This is a genomic window from Tolypothrix sp. PCC 7601 (assembly GCF_025677855.1).
GTDB lineage: Bacteria > Cyanobacteriota > Cyanobacteriia > Cyanobacteriales > Nostocaceae > Aulosira > Aulosira diplosiphon.
Window position 1 is genome coordinate 6,329,151 of record NZ_CP064879.1, and the last position, 15,067, is coordinate 6,344,217.

A 15,067-nucleotide genomic window follows, 5' to 3' on the forward strand; every position below is an offset into this window, starting at 1 on the left:
GATTAGATATTAATAATAGTAATCATTTTGGCTGATCAAAGCGATAAGTATTTAAGGTTTAAATTACATAATTATGTCTATTTGTCCATGTACTTAACAAGATTGAGTAGATTTAATTATGTATTTTGGATATTTTCTGCTTATCGCTTTTCCGTCTTTAAATTATATATTCTCTAAAACTTGAGATGGTTTGATGTACATATTGAGAAACATATAAAAACTAATATTTAATTTGCGTAAATTTTCACGCAAATTAAATATTAACTTTTCCATCCCAAAATTATCATAGTTATAAATCTCAAGCCTTTTAGCTCTTATACCAATTCTGCAAGTACACCTTAAATTGTAGTGGACTGACACGCCTAAAATAGTGCATAAAAAAACTCTTGTGGGATGGGTGTCTCACCCGTCCAGGGCGGACAAGATGTCCACCCCACAAGAAAAATTATTGCAACATTTTAGCCTTGCCACGCTAGTAGGGTGCGTTACGCTATCGCTAACGCACCATCTTTCTTGGTGTCCTGGTAATGAATTTGCTCTCTAAACAATTTCTTTTTGGAGAGAGTGAATTCTGTTAACTAATTCTTGACGAGCAGAAGCTTTGAGTAGATATCGAGAGATAAACCATCCTACATAACTAATACCAACCAACTCAAAAACGAATGGCAGTAATGGAATCTCATTGATTGCATTTAATAAAGCTATAACTAGCTTCACCGTAATTAGTACAGCAATCATCAAGATGATACCGAGAATTAATGGCTGGTTTTGAGAAGAAAATTTAGCTATGTATTGAGGTAATTGTTTTAAAATTCCCCAAACTTTTCTGCTAACTAGCTGCCATTGAGATAATTGTAGTTTAGTTGGCGATGTCTGAGTTTCCAGTATTAAAGTTTCATCGCTTGCTCCCGCATCGTCAAATGTCATATCCACAGATTTTGCTGATTGTACTTCGCTGTCCATAAATCTCCTATTTTCTTCACTAACAAGAGTTCTGAGTTCTAAATTCCAGCCTTTGACTTCATGTGTAGGGAGAAATGAAGAGTTAGCCACAAGATTATTTCTATCTACACAAAGGCTTTGATGAGCAGGTGTTTCCACAACCACTTGATCTATAGTCGAGATATTGCTTGTTTTCTCAACTACAGGCCTTTCCTCGGCTTTGACATCCTCAGAGAATAAAAACTTCTTGGTTTCATCATCGCGGATATCAATACCAGCCAAGTTCATCAAAGGAGAGTAAATGGCATTGTATAAGTCACGCGCCATATTCACTGCACCTTCAAATCCCATGTATGGCCCATTGTGGTAACCATGACCATTGATGTATGGTAAGTGCAATTTCTTGACTAACGCACCGACACGGGGCCCAGTCAACACTACATCAGGACGGATCATCTCTAGAACTTCAAAGAATTCTAGTTCATTACCATCATCAATATAGATTGTGCCTTCTTGACCTCTGGCAATGACTTTTTCAAAGTCTTCTTGGTGTCCAAACTTGGAAGACATGGATACGACTTGCATTCCTAAGTCATCTTCCAATGCTTTTGTCCAGTGCCACAATCTGGGGCCACCTGTCCAAATACAGACTTTTTTGCCTTTGAGCCGTTCTTTATACCAATTCATCCTGTCTTGGTATTTAGCAACTTCTTCAGCAATCACAGCTTCGGCTCTGTCTTCAATACCAAAGAAAGCACCGATTTTCCGCAATGCTTCTTGGCAATAGTCAAAGCCCCAAGTGTCTACGTCCATCCGGGGGATGCCGTATCTTTTCTTGAGTTCGTTGGCGATATAACCGGCACTCCGGGCACAGTTGGTAACGTTGAGTTGCGCTCTGTGCATTCCTCTGAGCGCGTCGTAAGTACCGTTCCCTGTAAAGTGGGCGATGATTTGTACGCCCATTTTTTCCATGTACTTCTCCAGTACAAAGGTGTCACCTTGGATGTTGTAGTCGCCGATGACGTTGATGGTGTAGGGTGAGGTGATTTCTGGTTCAAATGTCCCAACTTTTTCGTTAATCCAAGCGATGTTAAGGACGTGGTGTCCTTTGGATTGGCTCACACCAGCAAATCCAGGACATTCTACACAGAAGATGTCTACATCACCTAGTTCTTGCTGTGCGCTTTTAACGACGGCGCGAATATCATCACCAATCAAGGCGGTGGCGCAGGTGGTGTAGACAATCATCCGTTTGATGTCGGGAAATTCTTTGAAGGCTTCTCTGATGGATTTGGCTAGTTGTTTTTCTCCACCAAAGACGACGTGTTGCTCTTTCATGTCTGATGACCAGACATATTTGAGTTGAAAGTGTCCGTTGTCGCTGGGATAGCGTTTGGTGTGCCAGGTGTCGTAGGCGCAGCCGATGGGGCCGTGAATCATTTGAATGGTGTCTTTGAGTACACCACCAATTACGAGTTTCGCACCGCAATAGCTACAGCCTCTTTCTGAGAGTGAGCCGGGGATGGTTTCAATGTTTGATAGTGGTAAGAATTGGGTGGTGTCTTCGCCTTTTTCTTTGATATAAACGTGCTTTTCCCGTTCGGGAATTGTTTCGTCGCATTTCAATAGTTTCAATGGCATATCTAATTGCTCCTGACGCAATACCCACAGAAGAAGAGAGATTTAAGGTATTCTGCTTTGAAGTTACACAATCAATCGTGAGGGCTGTTGACAGTTGACCGTTAACAGTTAACAGCCCTGATTAGTAGTTATGTAATTTAGACGCGCATTAGCTTATTTACTGCCGTTCTCTTACCAGAAATCTTTGTCTATCGCTGCTCTTTTTAAATAATAGTAATCTTGTTAGTTAATAATAGTAATTTTAATCACGAAATTTGAAGTATTCTTAAAGTTATTCTATGAATGAAAATAGATAGACAGTTCTGTATATTTCAAAATCAATTAAATGTTTTGTGATAGTAATAATTAAATAAACAAGGCGAAATCAACTTGATTGTTAGAAATATTAGCTGACAATATAATGTTTGATTACCGCAATAAATCAATTAAAAATTTTAATTTTGTGTAACCTAAAAATCAAGTAAATCATTGAATAAGCTACAATTAAATTACTTAGATAAACTAAAAAAAATAATTACATCTTATACCTTGTTGCAACGGTCTGCATTCAGTACAGAAGATTCTTCCCTTGCTATCACTATATTATTAGAGTTGATCACTACGTAAGCTTCTGTACCTTCGGATAAATCTAATTCATCTACTGAGGCAGTGGTAATAATTGAAGTTAACTCTACTTCTTGAATCACTTTGATAGTGATTTGACTAGTTATTTCTGTACGCAACACTTCTGTGATGATGCCTTGAAGTATATTATGTGAGTTAATTTTGAGATGCTTTTGAGAATTAGTAATTTCTATAAACTGACTATTCGGCTCTTTTTGTTGTGGCTTTGGAGTTGCTGTTGATTTTGGCGATCGCGTATAACTTTGCTCAAGCCCACGTAACATTTCTCGCAGGATTTCTGTTTTAGTACGGCGCAACTTTTTAGATAATTTATCGAGCAGTTTTCGCTCTTCATCTGATGCTTGAAATGTAATCCAGCCCTGCTCTTTTCTTGGCATATTACTGTTAGCAAACTACTTGTTGATGTTGGTAACCTAGTAAAAATTGACACAGACCATTTGCACAGATAGAGAAAGTTTCACAAATGATCCTCATTGCACAATAATGATATGCATCAACCAGCCCCTACTCAGATGGGGTGAGATAGTGCAACTGGAATCTGAGCAAGCATAGTCTGGTGGAACACTGATGAAAATTGACCGCTAGTTTCCCAGTTGTAAATCCTGTGGTAACTGTAGTCACATTGTTGAGCGTTGGACACAAGGTGACAGTTTGTGGTGCTAACATCAGACCAGATAAGGTATAGACGCGCCACAGCGCGTCTGTACGAGGGATCATCTACACAAAACATATATTGTACGCAATTATTTTAGCATAATGTTATATAAACTTGCCTCATAATTCAATTGCTATTGCTGTTTGTCGAGAAACCCTGATAATTTGGGAATAAAAATAAAAATCGGCAAGTACTTTGGCAAGATGTATGCTATTCTTGCAGTAGAGGGAATAAGAATAGCAAATGTATTAACAGTGCTTCTACATGAAAAACTTCCTGTTGTGCATACTTGCTTAGAAACAAAAATCACAGAGGCATGATTAATCGCGTACCCAGAAGTCAAAAGTCAAAGGTAAAAAATAGACTTGAGGCTTGAAGTTTCATGGATTGATTGTATGTCCCGATCAAGAGTTAAGCCTTGATATAGATTTCAATTATTATGTAATCTGGCAAATTCATGACATTTGAATGCAACTGACATTACTAATAGTTGCTATCTGTAAGTCAGAAAATTTTTGGTTACCACAATGAAGCGAATTAGCTTGACGCTTTTTCACCAAATATAAAGTTTTCATACATGGTGCATCGACCAGGGAAAAGTTTCTTTTCCCGCGAGTTGGATTACAGATAGAGGATGTGCAGTCAATATTATCTATAACACCGTCATCGTAGGTTGATTATGGTTAATCCTGTTAGTTGCTCACTCCTCTATCTTTCTTAACCAGGCTGCAATCAGAAATCTTAAAAAGATGGCGCGACAGCTAACTCAAGTATTTTACTGATTAATTTTTTCACTCTATCCGAACTGATATAAGGAAAGACATGAAAAACTCTCAAGAAGAAATCAATAACTTACTCAACAATACAACTTGCGAACATAAACAAGTTACATCTAATAACAACAAAAAACCTACTTGTAAAAAACCACCACAACCAGGAGCGGCTCAAGGTAATTGTCCTTTTGAAGGCGCAATGGTTGCTCTAGGCCCAATTACTGATGTTGCTCATTTAGTACATGGCCCTGTTTCTTGTACTCGTAACCCTTGGGGAAGTCGTGGTAGTCTCTCTTCTGGCTCTAAACTTTATCAAATCGGCTTTAGTACAGATTTGAGTGAACAAGATATTGTTTTTGGTGGAGAAAAGAAGCTTTATCAAAGTATTCTAGAAATTGCTAAACGTTATCATCCGGCAGCTATATTTGTTTATGCTACTTGTGTGACTGCTTTAATTGGTGATGATATAGATAGTATTTGTAAAGCTGCTGAAGATGAAACTGATATTCCTGTTATTCATATAAATGCGCCTGGATTTATTGGTAGTAAGAATTTGGGTAATCGTATTGGTGGTGACGCTTTATTAAAGTACGTAGTTGGTACTGCATCACCAGAATTCACTACTCCATTTGATATCAATATTATTGGTGATTACAATGTTGCTGGTGAAATATGGAATGTTTTACCACTATTCAAGAGTTTGGGTATTCGTGTTTTATCTAAAATTACAGGTGATGCTCGCTATGAAGAAATTTGCCATGCTCATCGTGCCAAGTTAAATGTAGTGATTTGCTCTAATGTTTCGCTCAAAATAGCACAAAAAATGCAGGAATTGTACGGCATTCCTTATATAGAAGAATCTTTCTACGGTGTAGAAAATATGAGCCGTTGCTTGCGGAATATTGCCGAAGCATTAGGTAAATTGCTTGGCGATAGTTCAGCTACACGCTATCTTCTAGAGCGCACAGAACGCTTGATTACTAAAAAAACCGCAGCCTTAGATATTGCTTTAGCTCCTTACCGTTCGCGGTTAGAAGGAAAGCGTATTGTTCTTTATAGTGGTGGTGTCAAAAGTTGGTCGATTATTTTAGCAGCAAAAGATTTAGGAATGGAAGTTGTTGCTACGAGCGATCGCAAAAGTACAGAAGATGAAAAAATAAAAATTAAGCAGCTACTTGGACAAGATGGTCTTGTTCTGTCTAAAGGTAGTCCTAAAGCATTATTACAAGTTCTACAAGATACAAAAGCTGATATGTTAGTGGCTGGCGCTAGCAATCAATATACAGCGCTAAAAGCACGTATTCCTTTCTTAGATATTAACCATGAACGTCATCATGCCTATGCTGGTTACGATGGCATGGTAGAAATGGCAAGAGAATTATATAAAGCTTTGTATAGTCCTGTGTGGCAACAAATAAGAAATCCTGCTCCTTGGGAACAGAAAATTGGCGATTTAGCTGAGGATATTACTCTTAATTGATTGCACAAAGATATATGAGGTTTGTTAATAGTTAATAGTTAACTGTGAACTGTTAACTGTTAACTGTTAACAAGAAAAATGTAGCAGTTGTATGCGAGATAGCTGATGAACTAAAAACTATCAATTATGAAATTAACCAGAATATCAGAGGATTTTGTATGAATCAGAAACAACCCGTGCTTTACACCTATCGGCTTGTACTAATTCCTATCTTAATCCTTGCCTGGTCAAGCCAACTTGTGGGGATCTACATCGTTTTCGTGTAAAAACAACAATTACTTTTCCTGAAGGAGAGCCATAAATGAAAGTAGCTTTTACGACAAGTGACGGAACACATATTGACACTCATTTTGGAGTGGCGAAAGAAATTGATGTGTATGAAGTATCTAAAGATGGGTTTAATTTTGTTGAGACTTTAACTTTTGAGGGTGACCTAGAAGCAGCCGAGCATGAGGATAAGATTACACCCAAAATGGAAGCAATTATTGATTGCAAAATTGTATATGTGAAAGCTATTGGTACGCCAGTCGGCAACAAATTAACTAAGCAAGGTGTAACTCTTGTAAGAGCGCAAGAATATGATAGAGTTCCTGATATTTTGCATATGTTAGTTAAAAGTTGTAATGGGGATGCACCGCCTCTTTTGCGTAAAGCTTTGCTACAGGAAGAAAATGACTTCGCATATTCTCATGATGAAGAATAGTTTGTTGACTGTTGACTGTTAACTGTTGACTGTCAAAACTGAAAAGATGATGTAGGATGTGTTAGGCGTAAGCCGTAACACATCAACATTTTTGGGAAAGATGTTGTAATTTCAGAAGAGAAGAGATGCGTTACGCTGGCGCTAATGCATCATACATAATCATAAATATATGCATATATTTCAAAAATAAATAATTTAAATTATTGATATTTTGTTATTTATATGGTTCAGAACCCCGACTTCTTCAAGAAGTCGGGGGTCTAAATTGCAACGGATGATTTATGACTAAAAGAGCTACTTGATGCAATACCAAAAATGCAACTTGGGTGTGAGGTAAAAAAGAGCGATCGCCAGTATAATCTCCATCGGTACTAAAGAAAAGAATAGGCTGGAACAAAACCAAAACATTGCAAATAATATAGCTATTATTTGCAAAAAATGATTAGTTATTTTAGCTGTGATGCTTAAACAGATTAAAGCTAGAAATAATGCAATTGATGAATAGACAATCGTTAGCATTGTGAGTAAATAATAATCTAAAAAAACCAAGATGATTGATGAACTGCAAGCAGACCTATGTCTCCCCAGAACGCTAGAACTGCTACCAATCTATTAAAGCTACAATACCTCCAGAACATTGTAGATTTAGATCATCAGTTCATCAAATCATTGGTTTACCCACAAAGGGGATTTTGTTTATTTACCAGAGCCAGACGAATGTTAGCCAACAAATTGTTCGTGATTCACAAAGGTTGTTCCAACTGTAACTGATTTGATAACTTTTCTATGACTGTTTGGGGTGCAAACCTAGCCTCAGAATCCATTCCCAAATCCGAAGAGTTATCAATATTCCCTATTTGCATACCAAGGGAAGATGATAATATCTTGTTTTGGGTTTATACAGGCGCATCCCAAATATTTAGTTACAAAACGCTACATCGGAATTAATTGGATTTGCTGACACAAAAGCAGAGTTTTTTACTTGGGTTTCTACCTAATCCCTATGGAAAATCTTTTTGCTTTTGCTCTTTTGATTCCCTATATATAAATCATAGCATAGATATTGCCAAATAACTTGCGAATAGACAGAATTCTTGCTTTAGAAAATATATAAATGCTAAACTTTCGCCTTGTTTTGCTCATAAAGTAGATTACCAATATCAAATAAATACTGCATAGTGCCTCGGTAGCCTACTTTGGTGGACTGATTATGCCCTAAACGGTCGTAAATGGGGATTCCCTGACGATAGATTGGGATTGTTAGGCGTTGAGAAATGGTAACTGCATGAGAATTACTAATGAGTAAATCTGAGCCAACTGCTAGTTGCTCAAAGTCTTCTAAATCGCCGATAGTCACGCTGGTGATTGGAAGTTTTTCTAGCAGAGGGGAACGTGCTGTAGTCACAGCCGCGTGAATTTGCGCTCCCATCGACTGTAAAAAAGAAACTGTTGACCAAAGTAAATCTGGTTCCAATGCTAAGGAGACTCGTTTACCACCAAAGTAAAAGTGAGCATCTAGCATTGCATCTTGTAGCTGTAAGCGTTGGTAACGATATTTTGCTGGTACAGGGATACTGCTGATATCTGCTAATGCTTGGAGGAATTTATCAGCAGCTTCTAAACCTGAAACTGTGTCAAACACTTCGTAAGGTGTACAGAACTTTTGAGATAAGATTCGCGCTGCACCGCGCATACTCTCACCTAATGCGATTGTGAATACAGAATGAGGAATAGCTCTTAATTGTGGCAAGCTAGTACCACCAGATGTTACCAAACTATGCCGATCATCTAATGCGTGAATATTTAGTAACCCAGATATGTCAGGGACAATGATAGGCTGCAAACCAAAAGCAGAGACAATTTCTTTAATTTCTTGCAAGTCACCAGGAGTAAAAGCAGAACTAGCCAAAATAGTGATTTGCTTGGGACAACAATTTTGTCTGTCAGTCGTTTGCGGAATTTCCTTGACGATACTTTCTACAGCTGCAGCAAAGCCATCTTGTAATGTACCCTTAAAATCTGGTGTTGAGACTAAGTAAATCGGTACTTGAGACAGTTCCGAATAACGTTGACGCATATCTTTGAGCAGTCGTCCCATGTCATCCCCTCTGGTTTCCGTCAATCCAGTGGTACATATACCAATCATTTTGGGTTGAGATATCTGCACTAATTTTGCGATCGCCTTTTCAATATTTTCCTCACCACCTAAAATAGTAGAAACCTCTGTCATGGCAGTACTAGATAGAGGAAATACCTTACCCAGATGCTTGGTTAAAACGACCTTGGTAAAAGCACTACAGCCAGGAGAACCATGTAACATTGGCATCATACCTTGCAAGCCTAAAAAAGCTAAGGTTGCGCCTACTGGTTGGCTTTGCTTCAGAGGATTAACTGCAACTGATGTACTTGTGATGCTAATAATCGCCATAATTTAACCTTTGAGAGAACAGAGGAAGTAATGAAAAATGATTGTGAAAGATTGATTGACCAAGCTTTTAGGCAATCAATCTTTCACAATCCAGAATCCAAAATCTAAAATCTAAAATCTAAAATCTAAAATTTTATTACTCCCAAGGCGCAGGACGACGCACCTGCTCCCATACAGGACTGTAGAGAGTTGTATACAATTCTTGTGCCACACTGATAATTCCTGCATAACCTGTATATGCATTTTTGCGTTCCTGATTTATGTCTAAAAAAGGAATCTTGGTTTTCATAGCTGTGGCTTGATAGTGATTGCTAGCAATTAATAAATCAGGTTTAAATTCAGTAATTAACTGACTAATCTCTATCCCTAAAATTTTAGTATTCTCACCGAATAAACCTTGAATTTTGCGTTGATTATCTTGAGTTATCTTGTTTGTGCTAGAAAGCAGCACTTCCATTCCCAGATATTGAATAGCTGAAATAATTGCCCAATTATTGAGATTGGTAATATCAATTAAAATCCGTTTTCCTTGGAGACTAGGAAGATAAAAATCAAGTTGATTATTTAAAGCCGTAGTTTCTGAATTAATTAAATTCTCTGTGCGTACCTGTAATTCTGTGTCACCTAACTTAGCTGCAATATTCCTGAGACAACGATTGAGATTGTCTATACCATAAAATGATTCTGTGATGTAAGGAATATGAAAACGCTCTTCCATCTGCTTTGCCATTTTTAACATAGCCTTAGCAGAACTATTAACAACATTCAGCTTGGCACGATGGGCGTAACATATTTCTTGATAACGCGCATCACCTGTAATTTTTGATAGTACTCTAATACCTAATTCTTCTAACATTGGTAATATATTCCAAATATCACCACCAATGTTATACTCACCAATCAAATTGATATCATAAAGCGTGGTTTTATCAGGTTCGGCAGTACCAATTACATATTCTAACAAAGCTTCACTCGCTAACCGAATACCTTGATTCCGATGACCCACAAATCCAGGCGCATCTATAGGAATAACTGGTGTTCCCGTTATTTCAGCAGCCTCTCTGCAAGCTCCATTAATATCGTCACCAATGAGAGCAGAAACGCAAGTGGAGTAGACAAATATCGCTGCTGGTTTGTAACGTCTTTGCAATTCTAAAATTGCTCTGTACAGCTTTTTTGCACCACCAAAAATGATATCGCTCTCATCCATATCAGAAGTAAAGCAATTTTTGTACATCAGAGAACCAGAGGAGAGATTATCACGACCACCCCAATAGTTACCTATGCAGCCGTTTGGCCCGTGGACTAAATGAGCTGCATCAGTAATAGGAACTAGAGTAATCATGGCACCATCAAAGGCACAATCGCAATTATCTCCAAGCTGAGATAATTGTGAACAAGACTGATTATTTTGCTCGGCTTCTGATTTATAAGGCTGGTCGTTGATTTCTTCTTGACTAGTTTTCATTGCTCTTTTGAAGGGTAGATTTTCAATGGCAAAGTATGCATAATTAAAAATATTTTTTCAAATATATAGGACTCATATTTTATTTTTAAATTTCATGTGGTAGGATGCGTTACGCTATCGTAACGCATCAGCGACAAAGCTGAATATGAATAACAATTCTAAAAAATAAGGGATGGTAATAATATTCCATCCCTTATGGAGTAAATAATCAACCAACAGAGAAGGAGAAAACAAAACCTCAAATAACGTAAATTTTTAGCTGTGCAAACATTAACAGCTTGGTGCTAATACAGTAAAATATCAATAATCTTTTAACCTCCACATCCTGAACAATATTTGAAGAAAAGATGGGCTATTTTAGCCCACCTCATGGCTACATAAAATCTACTTCTTGAGAGTCAATACAAAGCTTACTTTTTATCTCTACCGGAAACGATTTCTACGTTGCCTTTTTTGACTGCTTCGAGTGCTTCACCTTGAGCATCCTCTTGCTTTTTGGTAGTTTCTTCTTGAGCTTTGCTGATACCAACTAATTTTTCTTTTTCATCGTCGCTTTCGAGAATACCGAATTCAATCAACAATGCTTCTAGCTCATCCATTTCGATGGGTGTAGGAATAGCCATATTTTGATTGTTGATAACCTTGTCGGCTAATATCCGGTATTCATTCGCTTGATTACTATCAGGTGCGTACTCGTTGACTGTCATCCGGCGCAACTCAGCGTGTTGTACGATGTTGTCACGAGGGACGAAGTGAATCATTTGGGTGCTGAGTCTGTTGGCGAGGGTGGTAATTAATTCATCTTCCCGGTCTGTTTTGCGGCTGTTACAAATCAAACCACCCAAGCGTACACCACCAGAGTGAGCATATTTTAAAATACCACGAGCGATGTTGTTAGCAGCGTACATCGCCATCATTTCACCGGAAGTCACAATGTAGATTTCTTGTGCTTTACCTTCCCGAATTGGCATTGCAAAACCACCGCACACAACGTCACCTAATACGTCATAGGATACGAAGTCTACGTTGGAGTAAGCACCGTTTTCTTCCAAGAAGTTAATAGCGGTAATAATACCCCGACCGGCGCAACCTACACCTGGTTCTGGGCCACCAGATTCTACGCATTTAATGCCTCGGAAGCCTTGAAGTACGACTTCATCAAGTTCTAGGTCTTCTACTGCGCCTCTTTCAGCAGCCAAATGTAGTACGGTGGTTTGAGCTTTGGTATGTAGAATCAAACGGGTGGAGTCAGCTTTAGGATCACAACCCACAATCAGAATCCGTTGACCCACTTCTGCCATTGCAGCTAGGGTATTTTGAGAGGTAGTAGATTTACCAATACCACCTTTACCGTAGAAAGCTATTTGTCTAATTTTTTCACCTGACATGATTGATTACCTGCAATGGTTTACTTACTGGGTCGATTTGTTTATGAGTGTTCACTGTGGAAGGCCAACAGTGATTTGATATAGAACGTCGTTGGAGGCGATCGCTCTACAGCAAAAGCAGTTAAAATCCTCAACATATTCAAGTTGTGACAAGTTTGCTTTCACCACTAGTCATTAATGGTGCAACCTGACTAATGGCTGATTTTTGATATAGTTGCGAATGCAAATACTACCTGTGATGCGATCGCAATTTGGATAATTTCCCAATCCAAAATCTAAAATTATTAAATTGGTATTACGCAGAGGTTATCCTAAAACACCCAATCCAAACTTTGCAATCAATTGCCAATAGTTGCGACAACTGCGCCAATATTGCTGGTGTCATAACCACCGAGAACTTCTAGTTGTGAATGCACAAACTTATGTCCCAAAGTATTGAGTAACTGCTGTACTGGTGCTTCTTCTAAATATTCTTTGAGAATTACTAAATCGTAGCGTGATTGATGCATGGGTACAAATCCTAGACCAAATGCAGTAGCTACCGATGCCGTACTGATACCTGCATCAGCCATTCCTGATGCTACAGCTTCCGCAACATCCTGGTGGCTTCTCACAATCTGCTCAAACCCATGAATAGCATCAAATGGTACTTGTTCCTTTTGCAGTGTTTGCTCTAACAGCATTCGACTTCCAGAACCTAGTTCACGGTTAACAATAGTTGCTTGGGTTTCTACTAAGTTGGTAACTGATTTGATACCTTTGGGATTCCCAGACTGCACTAATAGTCCTTCTTCCCAAACTCCTAGAGTAATCATCACTGCTTCCCTTCCGGCTAATACTTCACGCACAAAGGGAATGTTATACTCCCCAGTTTCCGGATCATATAGATGCATTCCCGCAATGTGAGCTTCACCTCGGCATAAGCTGTGCAATGCTGCCATACTATTTGCGAAGTTATATTGGACTCGCAGTTGCGGATGCCAACGTTCGGTTGCTCTGGCCCATAATGAAATCACCGGAGAACAGCCAGCAATCACGACAGTGTTATGAAGTGCGGCGATATTATCATCTAACAACCGAACTCTCACTTTATCTGTCGCTTTTTGACTCACGCCTTCACCCTTCGGGTACCCTGCGGGAACCCCTTCAGGGAACGACAGTTTGCTTATGCCGGGGAACCCGTCCACCGCAACTGTCTCACCATCAGCCGGAATCATATCTTGGCGAAAAGCATCTCTGCCAACTAAAGGATAAGCTATCCATTGACCTCCTACCCTTGCCAAACTCAGCCTAAATTGCTGACCTAAAGGGACTTCTTTTGTCAAAACTGCTTCAATTTCAGGTAAATCCTGCTCTAACCAGAATAGATCCTCAACTTGACATCCCAAGGCTTTAGCCAAGCGCAGTGTAATTGCCACTGAAGGAGCATATTGTCCCGACTCTACACCACTAATGGTTTGACGGGTAACTCCCGCAATATTAGCTAAATCCTGCTGGCTCATGCCCAGGCGAGTTCTGATTGACTTCAAGTTATTGCGGAGGTTGTTATCCTGCTTCATTGGCTTCTTTTTTTCAGTGATAAAAAGCCGTCGCGGATTTAACTGTATTTGCCAAAGCAAAAGCGCGGCCTCTGATTCAGAGTATATCTTTGTGTATAGTAGCCTGTGCGTTTTTGCGTTTTTGATTCCCTCTATTTAAAAATATCATAAACTTTTGCCAATTTACTGGCTAAAGGAAAAAATTTTTGCGCTATGGCTGCAAACCTCCAATTGGCGAGGATTAAGAATTTTTCTGATTAAATTTATAGATTTTTACCAATTTAATTGGTAAAATTAGCGCAATTATCCGATTTTAGTAATAATACATTACCAAAAAATCAATTTTTCTGTTTATAGTCGTTGACCGTTCACTGTCAACATTCAACAAACATGGAGCGATCGCTACAGTGTTTGCAGCACTTATGGTGTGACTATTGACAAACACTGTCAGGATATAGCGATCGCACTTCACTTATAAATTGCGATCGCCATATTAAATAAAGTAGCAACTAAAAGTGATCGCCTCGCCAAAATTCCAAATTACGAATTACGAATTACGAATTACCGCTTTACTTCTGCCACAGTCGCCTCAGCATTAATCAACCCACTACCGAAATAATACTGCTCTGCTGAAACGGGTTTAGCCTTACCAAACACCTCTGAAGGACGCACACATGGAAAATCCCTGGCTGCATCAAACCCCACATCTGCTTGCAAGCGGTAGCGATTGATGTCACCTTTACTCAGCGTTAAGCCATTGTAACTCGCAGTAGATTTGAGAATTTTCACAGTTCCACTTGCTATGACATATTGCAACTAATTTATACCGTTTCTCTAAATTCAGGCAACAGATAATTCTCACCCTGCTCCCTGCCCCTCTGCTGCCTATGTGTAGCGATATTTTGGAGAATTGGTATTAGCGGACATAATATCAATTCCCGCAGTTAAGCTTAATTACGTAAAAATACTAATGTATAAATTTATATAAAGTAATAATATTGACGTTTAAATGAATTGAAAACACATCAATTTTTTGGCTAATTTAGCTTGGGTTGCAAATTACTGGAATGACACGATTAAAATGATGCAAAAAGATTTTGGGTTGGGTTAAACGGAGTAAAGCTCGACACCAAGCTCCATGTTGTGTTTCGCAAGGCGAAACAAAATCTAATGCAGCAAAGTTATCTCTGTCAAACCAATCCAACGATGGCTGATGAGTAAAATTTATTGACTAAAAATTATGTTTTGGGTGAGATTATCAAGAATTGGCGTTCTATAAATCAGGGATGAGTTGATGGTTAAAACCATTGATAATTCGTGCTAATTAAGGTGCAGTCATCCCATTATTTAGGAAATTGAAAAATCTATCAATCGTCAAAGCAAAAACTCCTGAGAAGCGAACTATCTAAGTTGGCAACGAGTGATGT

At 38.6% G+C, this 15,067-nt stretch carries 9 protein-coding genes; 2 read left to right on the forward strand and 7 right to left on the reverse strand.

Annotation, left to right across the window (positions count from 1 at the left end):
• Positions 1–540: 540 nt before the first annotated feature.
• Positions 541–2,583 (reverse strand): nitrogenase vanadium-iron protein, alpha chain, encoded by a 2,043-nt coding sequence (gene vnfD, locus HG267_RS25870; protein ID WP_045868610.1) that lies wholly within the window; start codon positions 2,581–2,583, stop codon positions 541–543.
• A gap of 521 nt (positions 2,584–3,104) precedes the next feature.
• Entirely contained in the window at positions 3,105–3,584 is a 480-nt protein-coding gene (locus HG267_RS25875) for a molybdopterin-binding protein (RefSeq protein WP_045868611.1), read from the reverse strand.
• A 1,100-nt stretch (positions 3,585–4,684) separates the two neighbouring features.
• Here HG267_RS25875 and nifE (HG267_RS25880) point away from each other — a divergent pair.
• Together nifE (HG267_RS25880) and nifX are read left to right on the forward strand one after the other, a co-directional pair.
• Complete coding sequence (gene nifE / locus HG267_RS25880) at positions 4,685–6,115, forward strand: nitrogenase iron-molybdenum cofactor biosynthesis protein NifE (RefSeq protein WP_045868612.1); 1,431 nt, start codon at positions 4,685–4,687, stop codon at positions 6,113–6,115.
• Positions 6,116–6,416: 301 nt separating this feature from the next.
• Entirely contained in the window at positions 6,417–6,818 is a 402-nt protein-coding gene (gene nifX, locus HG267_RS25885) for a nitrogen fixation protein NifX (protein ID WP_045868613.1), read from the forward strand.
• Between the two features lie 1,117 nt (positions 6,819–7,935).
• On the opposite strand, the gene nifN is transcribed toward nifX, so the two are convergent.
• The 5 genes from nifN to HG267_RS25910 form a co-directional block, all read right to left on the reverse strand.
• A complete protein-coding gene (gene nifN / locus HG267_RS25890) occupies positions 7,936–9,246 on the reverse strand; it encodes a nitrogenase iron-molybdenum cofactor biosynthesis protein NifN (protein ID WP_045868614.1) in 1,311 nt (436 codons plus the stop codon).
• Between the two features lie 136 nt (positions 9,247–9,382).
• Positions 9,383–10,714, reverse strand: a complete 1,332-nt coding sequence (nifE, locus tag HG267_RS25895; protein ID WP_045868615.1) for a nitrogenase iron-molybdenum cofactor biosynthesis protein NifE — start codon at positions 10,712–10,714, stop codon at positions 9,383–9,385.
• Positions 10,715–11,124: 410 nt separating this feature from the next.
• Positions 11,125–12,102 carry a nitrogenase iron protein gene (gene nifH, locus HG267_RS25900; protein WP_045868616.1) on the reverse strand — a complete coding sequence of 326 codons (978 nt, stop codon included), beginning with the start codon at positions 12,100–12,102 and terminating at the stop codon, positions 11,125–11,127.
• A gap of 338 nt (positions 12,103–12,440) precedes the next feature.
• Complete coding sequence (locus HG267_RS25905; RefSeq protein WP_071989352.1) at positions 12,441–13,661, reverse strand: substrate-binding domain-containing protein; 1,221 nt, start codon at positions 13,659–13,661, stop codon at positions 12,441–12,443.
• A 540-nt stretch (positions 13,662–14,201) separates the two neighbouring features.
• The gene (locus tag HG267_RS25910) at positions 14,202–14,429 is read right to left on the reverse strand and encodes a hypothetical protein (RefSeq protein ID WP_045868618.1); all 228 of its coding nucleotides are present in this window, start codon (positions 14,427–14,429) and stop codon (positions 14,202–14,204) included.
• Between the last annotated feature and the right edge of the window lie 638 nt (positions 14,430–15,067).

Bases quoted from the DNA above. Each gene is read 5' to 3' on its own strand.
- nifX (WP_045868613.1), top strand. From the start codon at position 6,417: ATGAAAGTAGCTTTTACGACAAGTGACGGAACACATATTGACACTCAT.
- nifH (WP_045868616.1), bottom strand. From the start codon at position 12,102: ATGTCAGGTGAAAAAATTAGACAAATAGCTTTCTACGGTAAAGGTGGT.
- vnfD (WP_045868610.1), bottom strand. From the start codon at position 2,583: ATGCCATTGAAACTATTGAAATGCGACGAAACAATTCCCGAACGGGAA.
- HG267_RS25875 (WP_045868611.1), bottom strand. From the start codon at position 3,584: ATGCCAAGAAAAGAGCAGGGCTGGATTACATTTCAAGCATCAGATGAA.
- nifE (WP_045868612.1), top strand. From the start codon at position 4,685: ATGAAAAACTCTCAAGAAGAAATCAATAACTTACTCAACAATACAACT.
- HG267_RS25905 (WP_071989352.1), bottom strand. From the start codon at position 13,661: ATGAAGCAGGATAACAACCTCCGCAATAACTTGAAGTCAATCAGAACT.
- nifN (WP_045868614.1), bottom strand. From the start codon at position 9,246: ATGGCGATTATTAGCATCACAAGTACATCAGTTGCAGTTAATCCTCTG.
- nifE (WP_045868615.1), bottom strand. From the start codon at position 10,714: ATGAAAACTAGTCAAGAAGAAATCAACGACCAGCCTTATAAATCAGAA.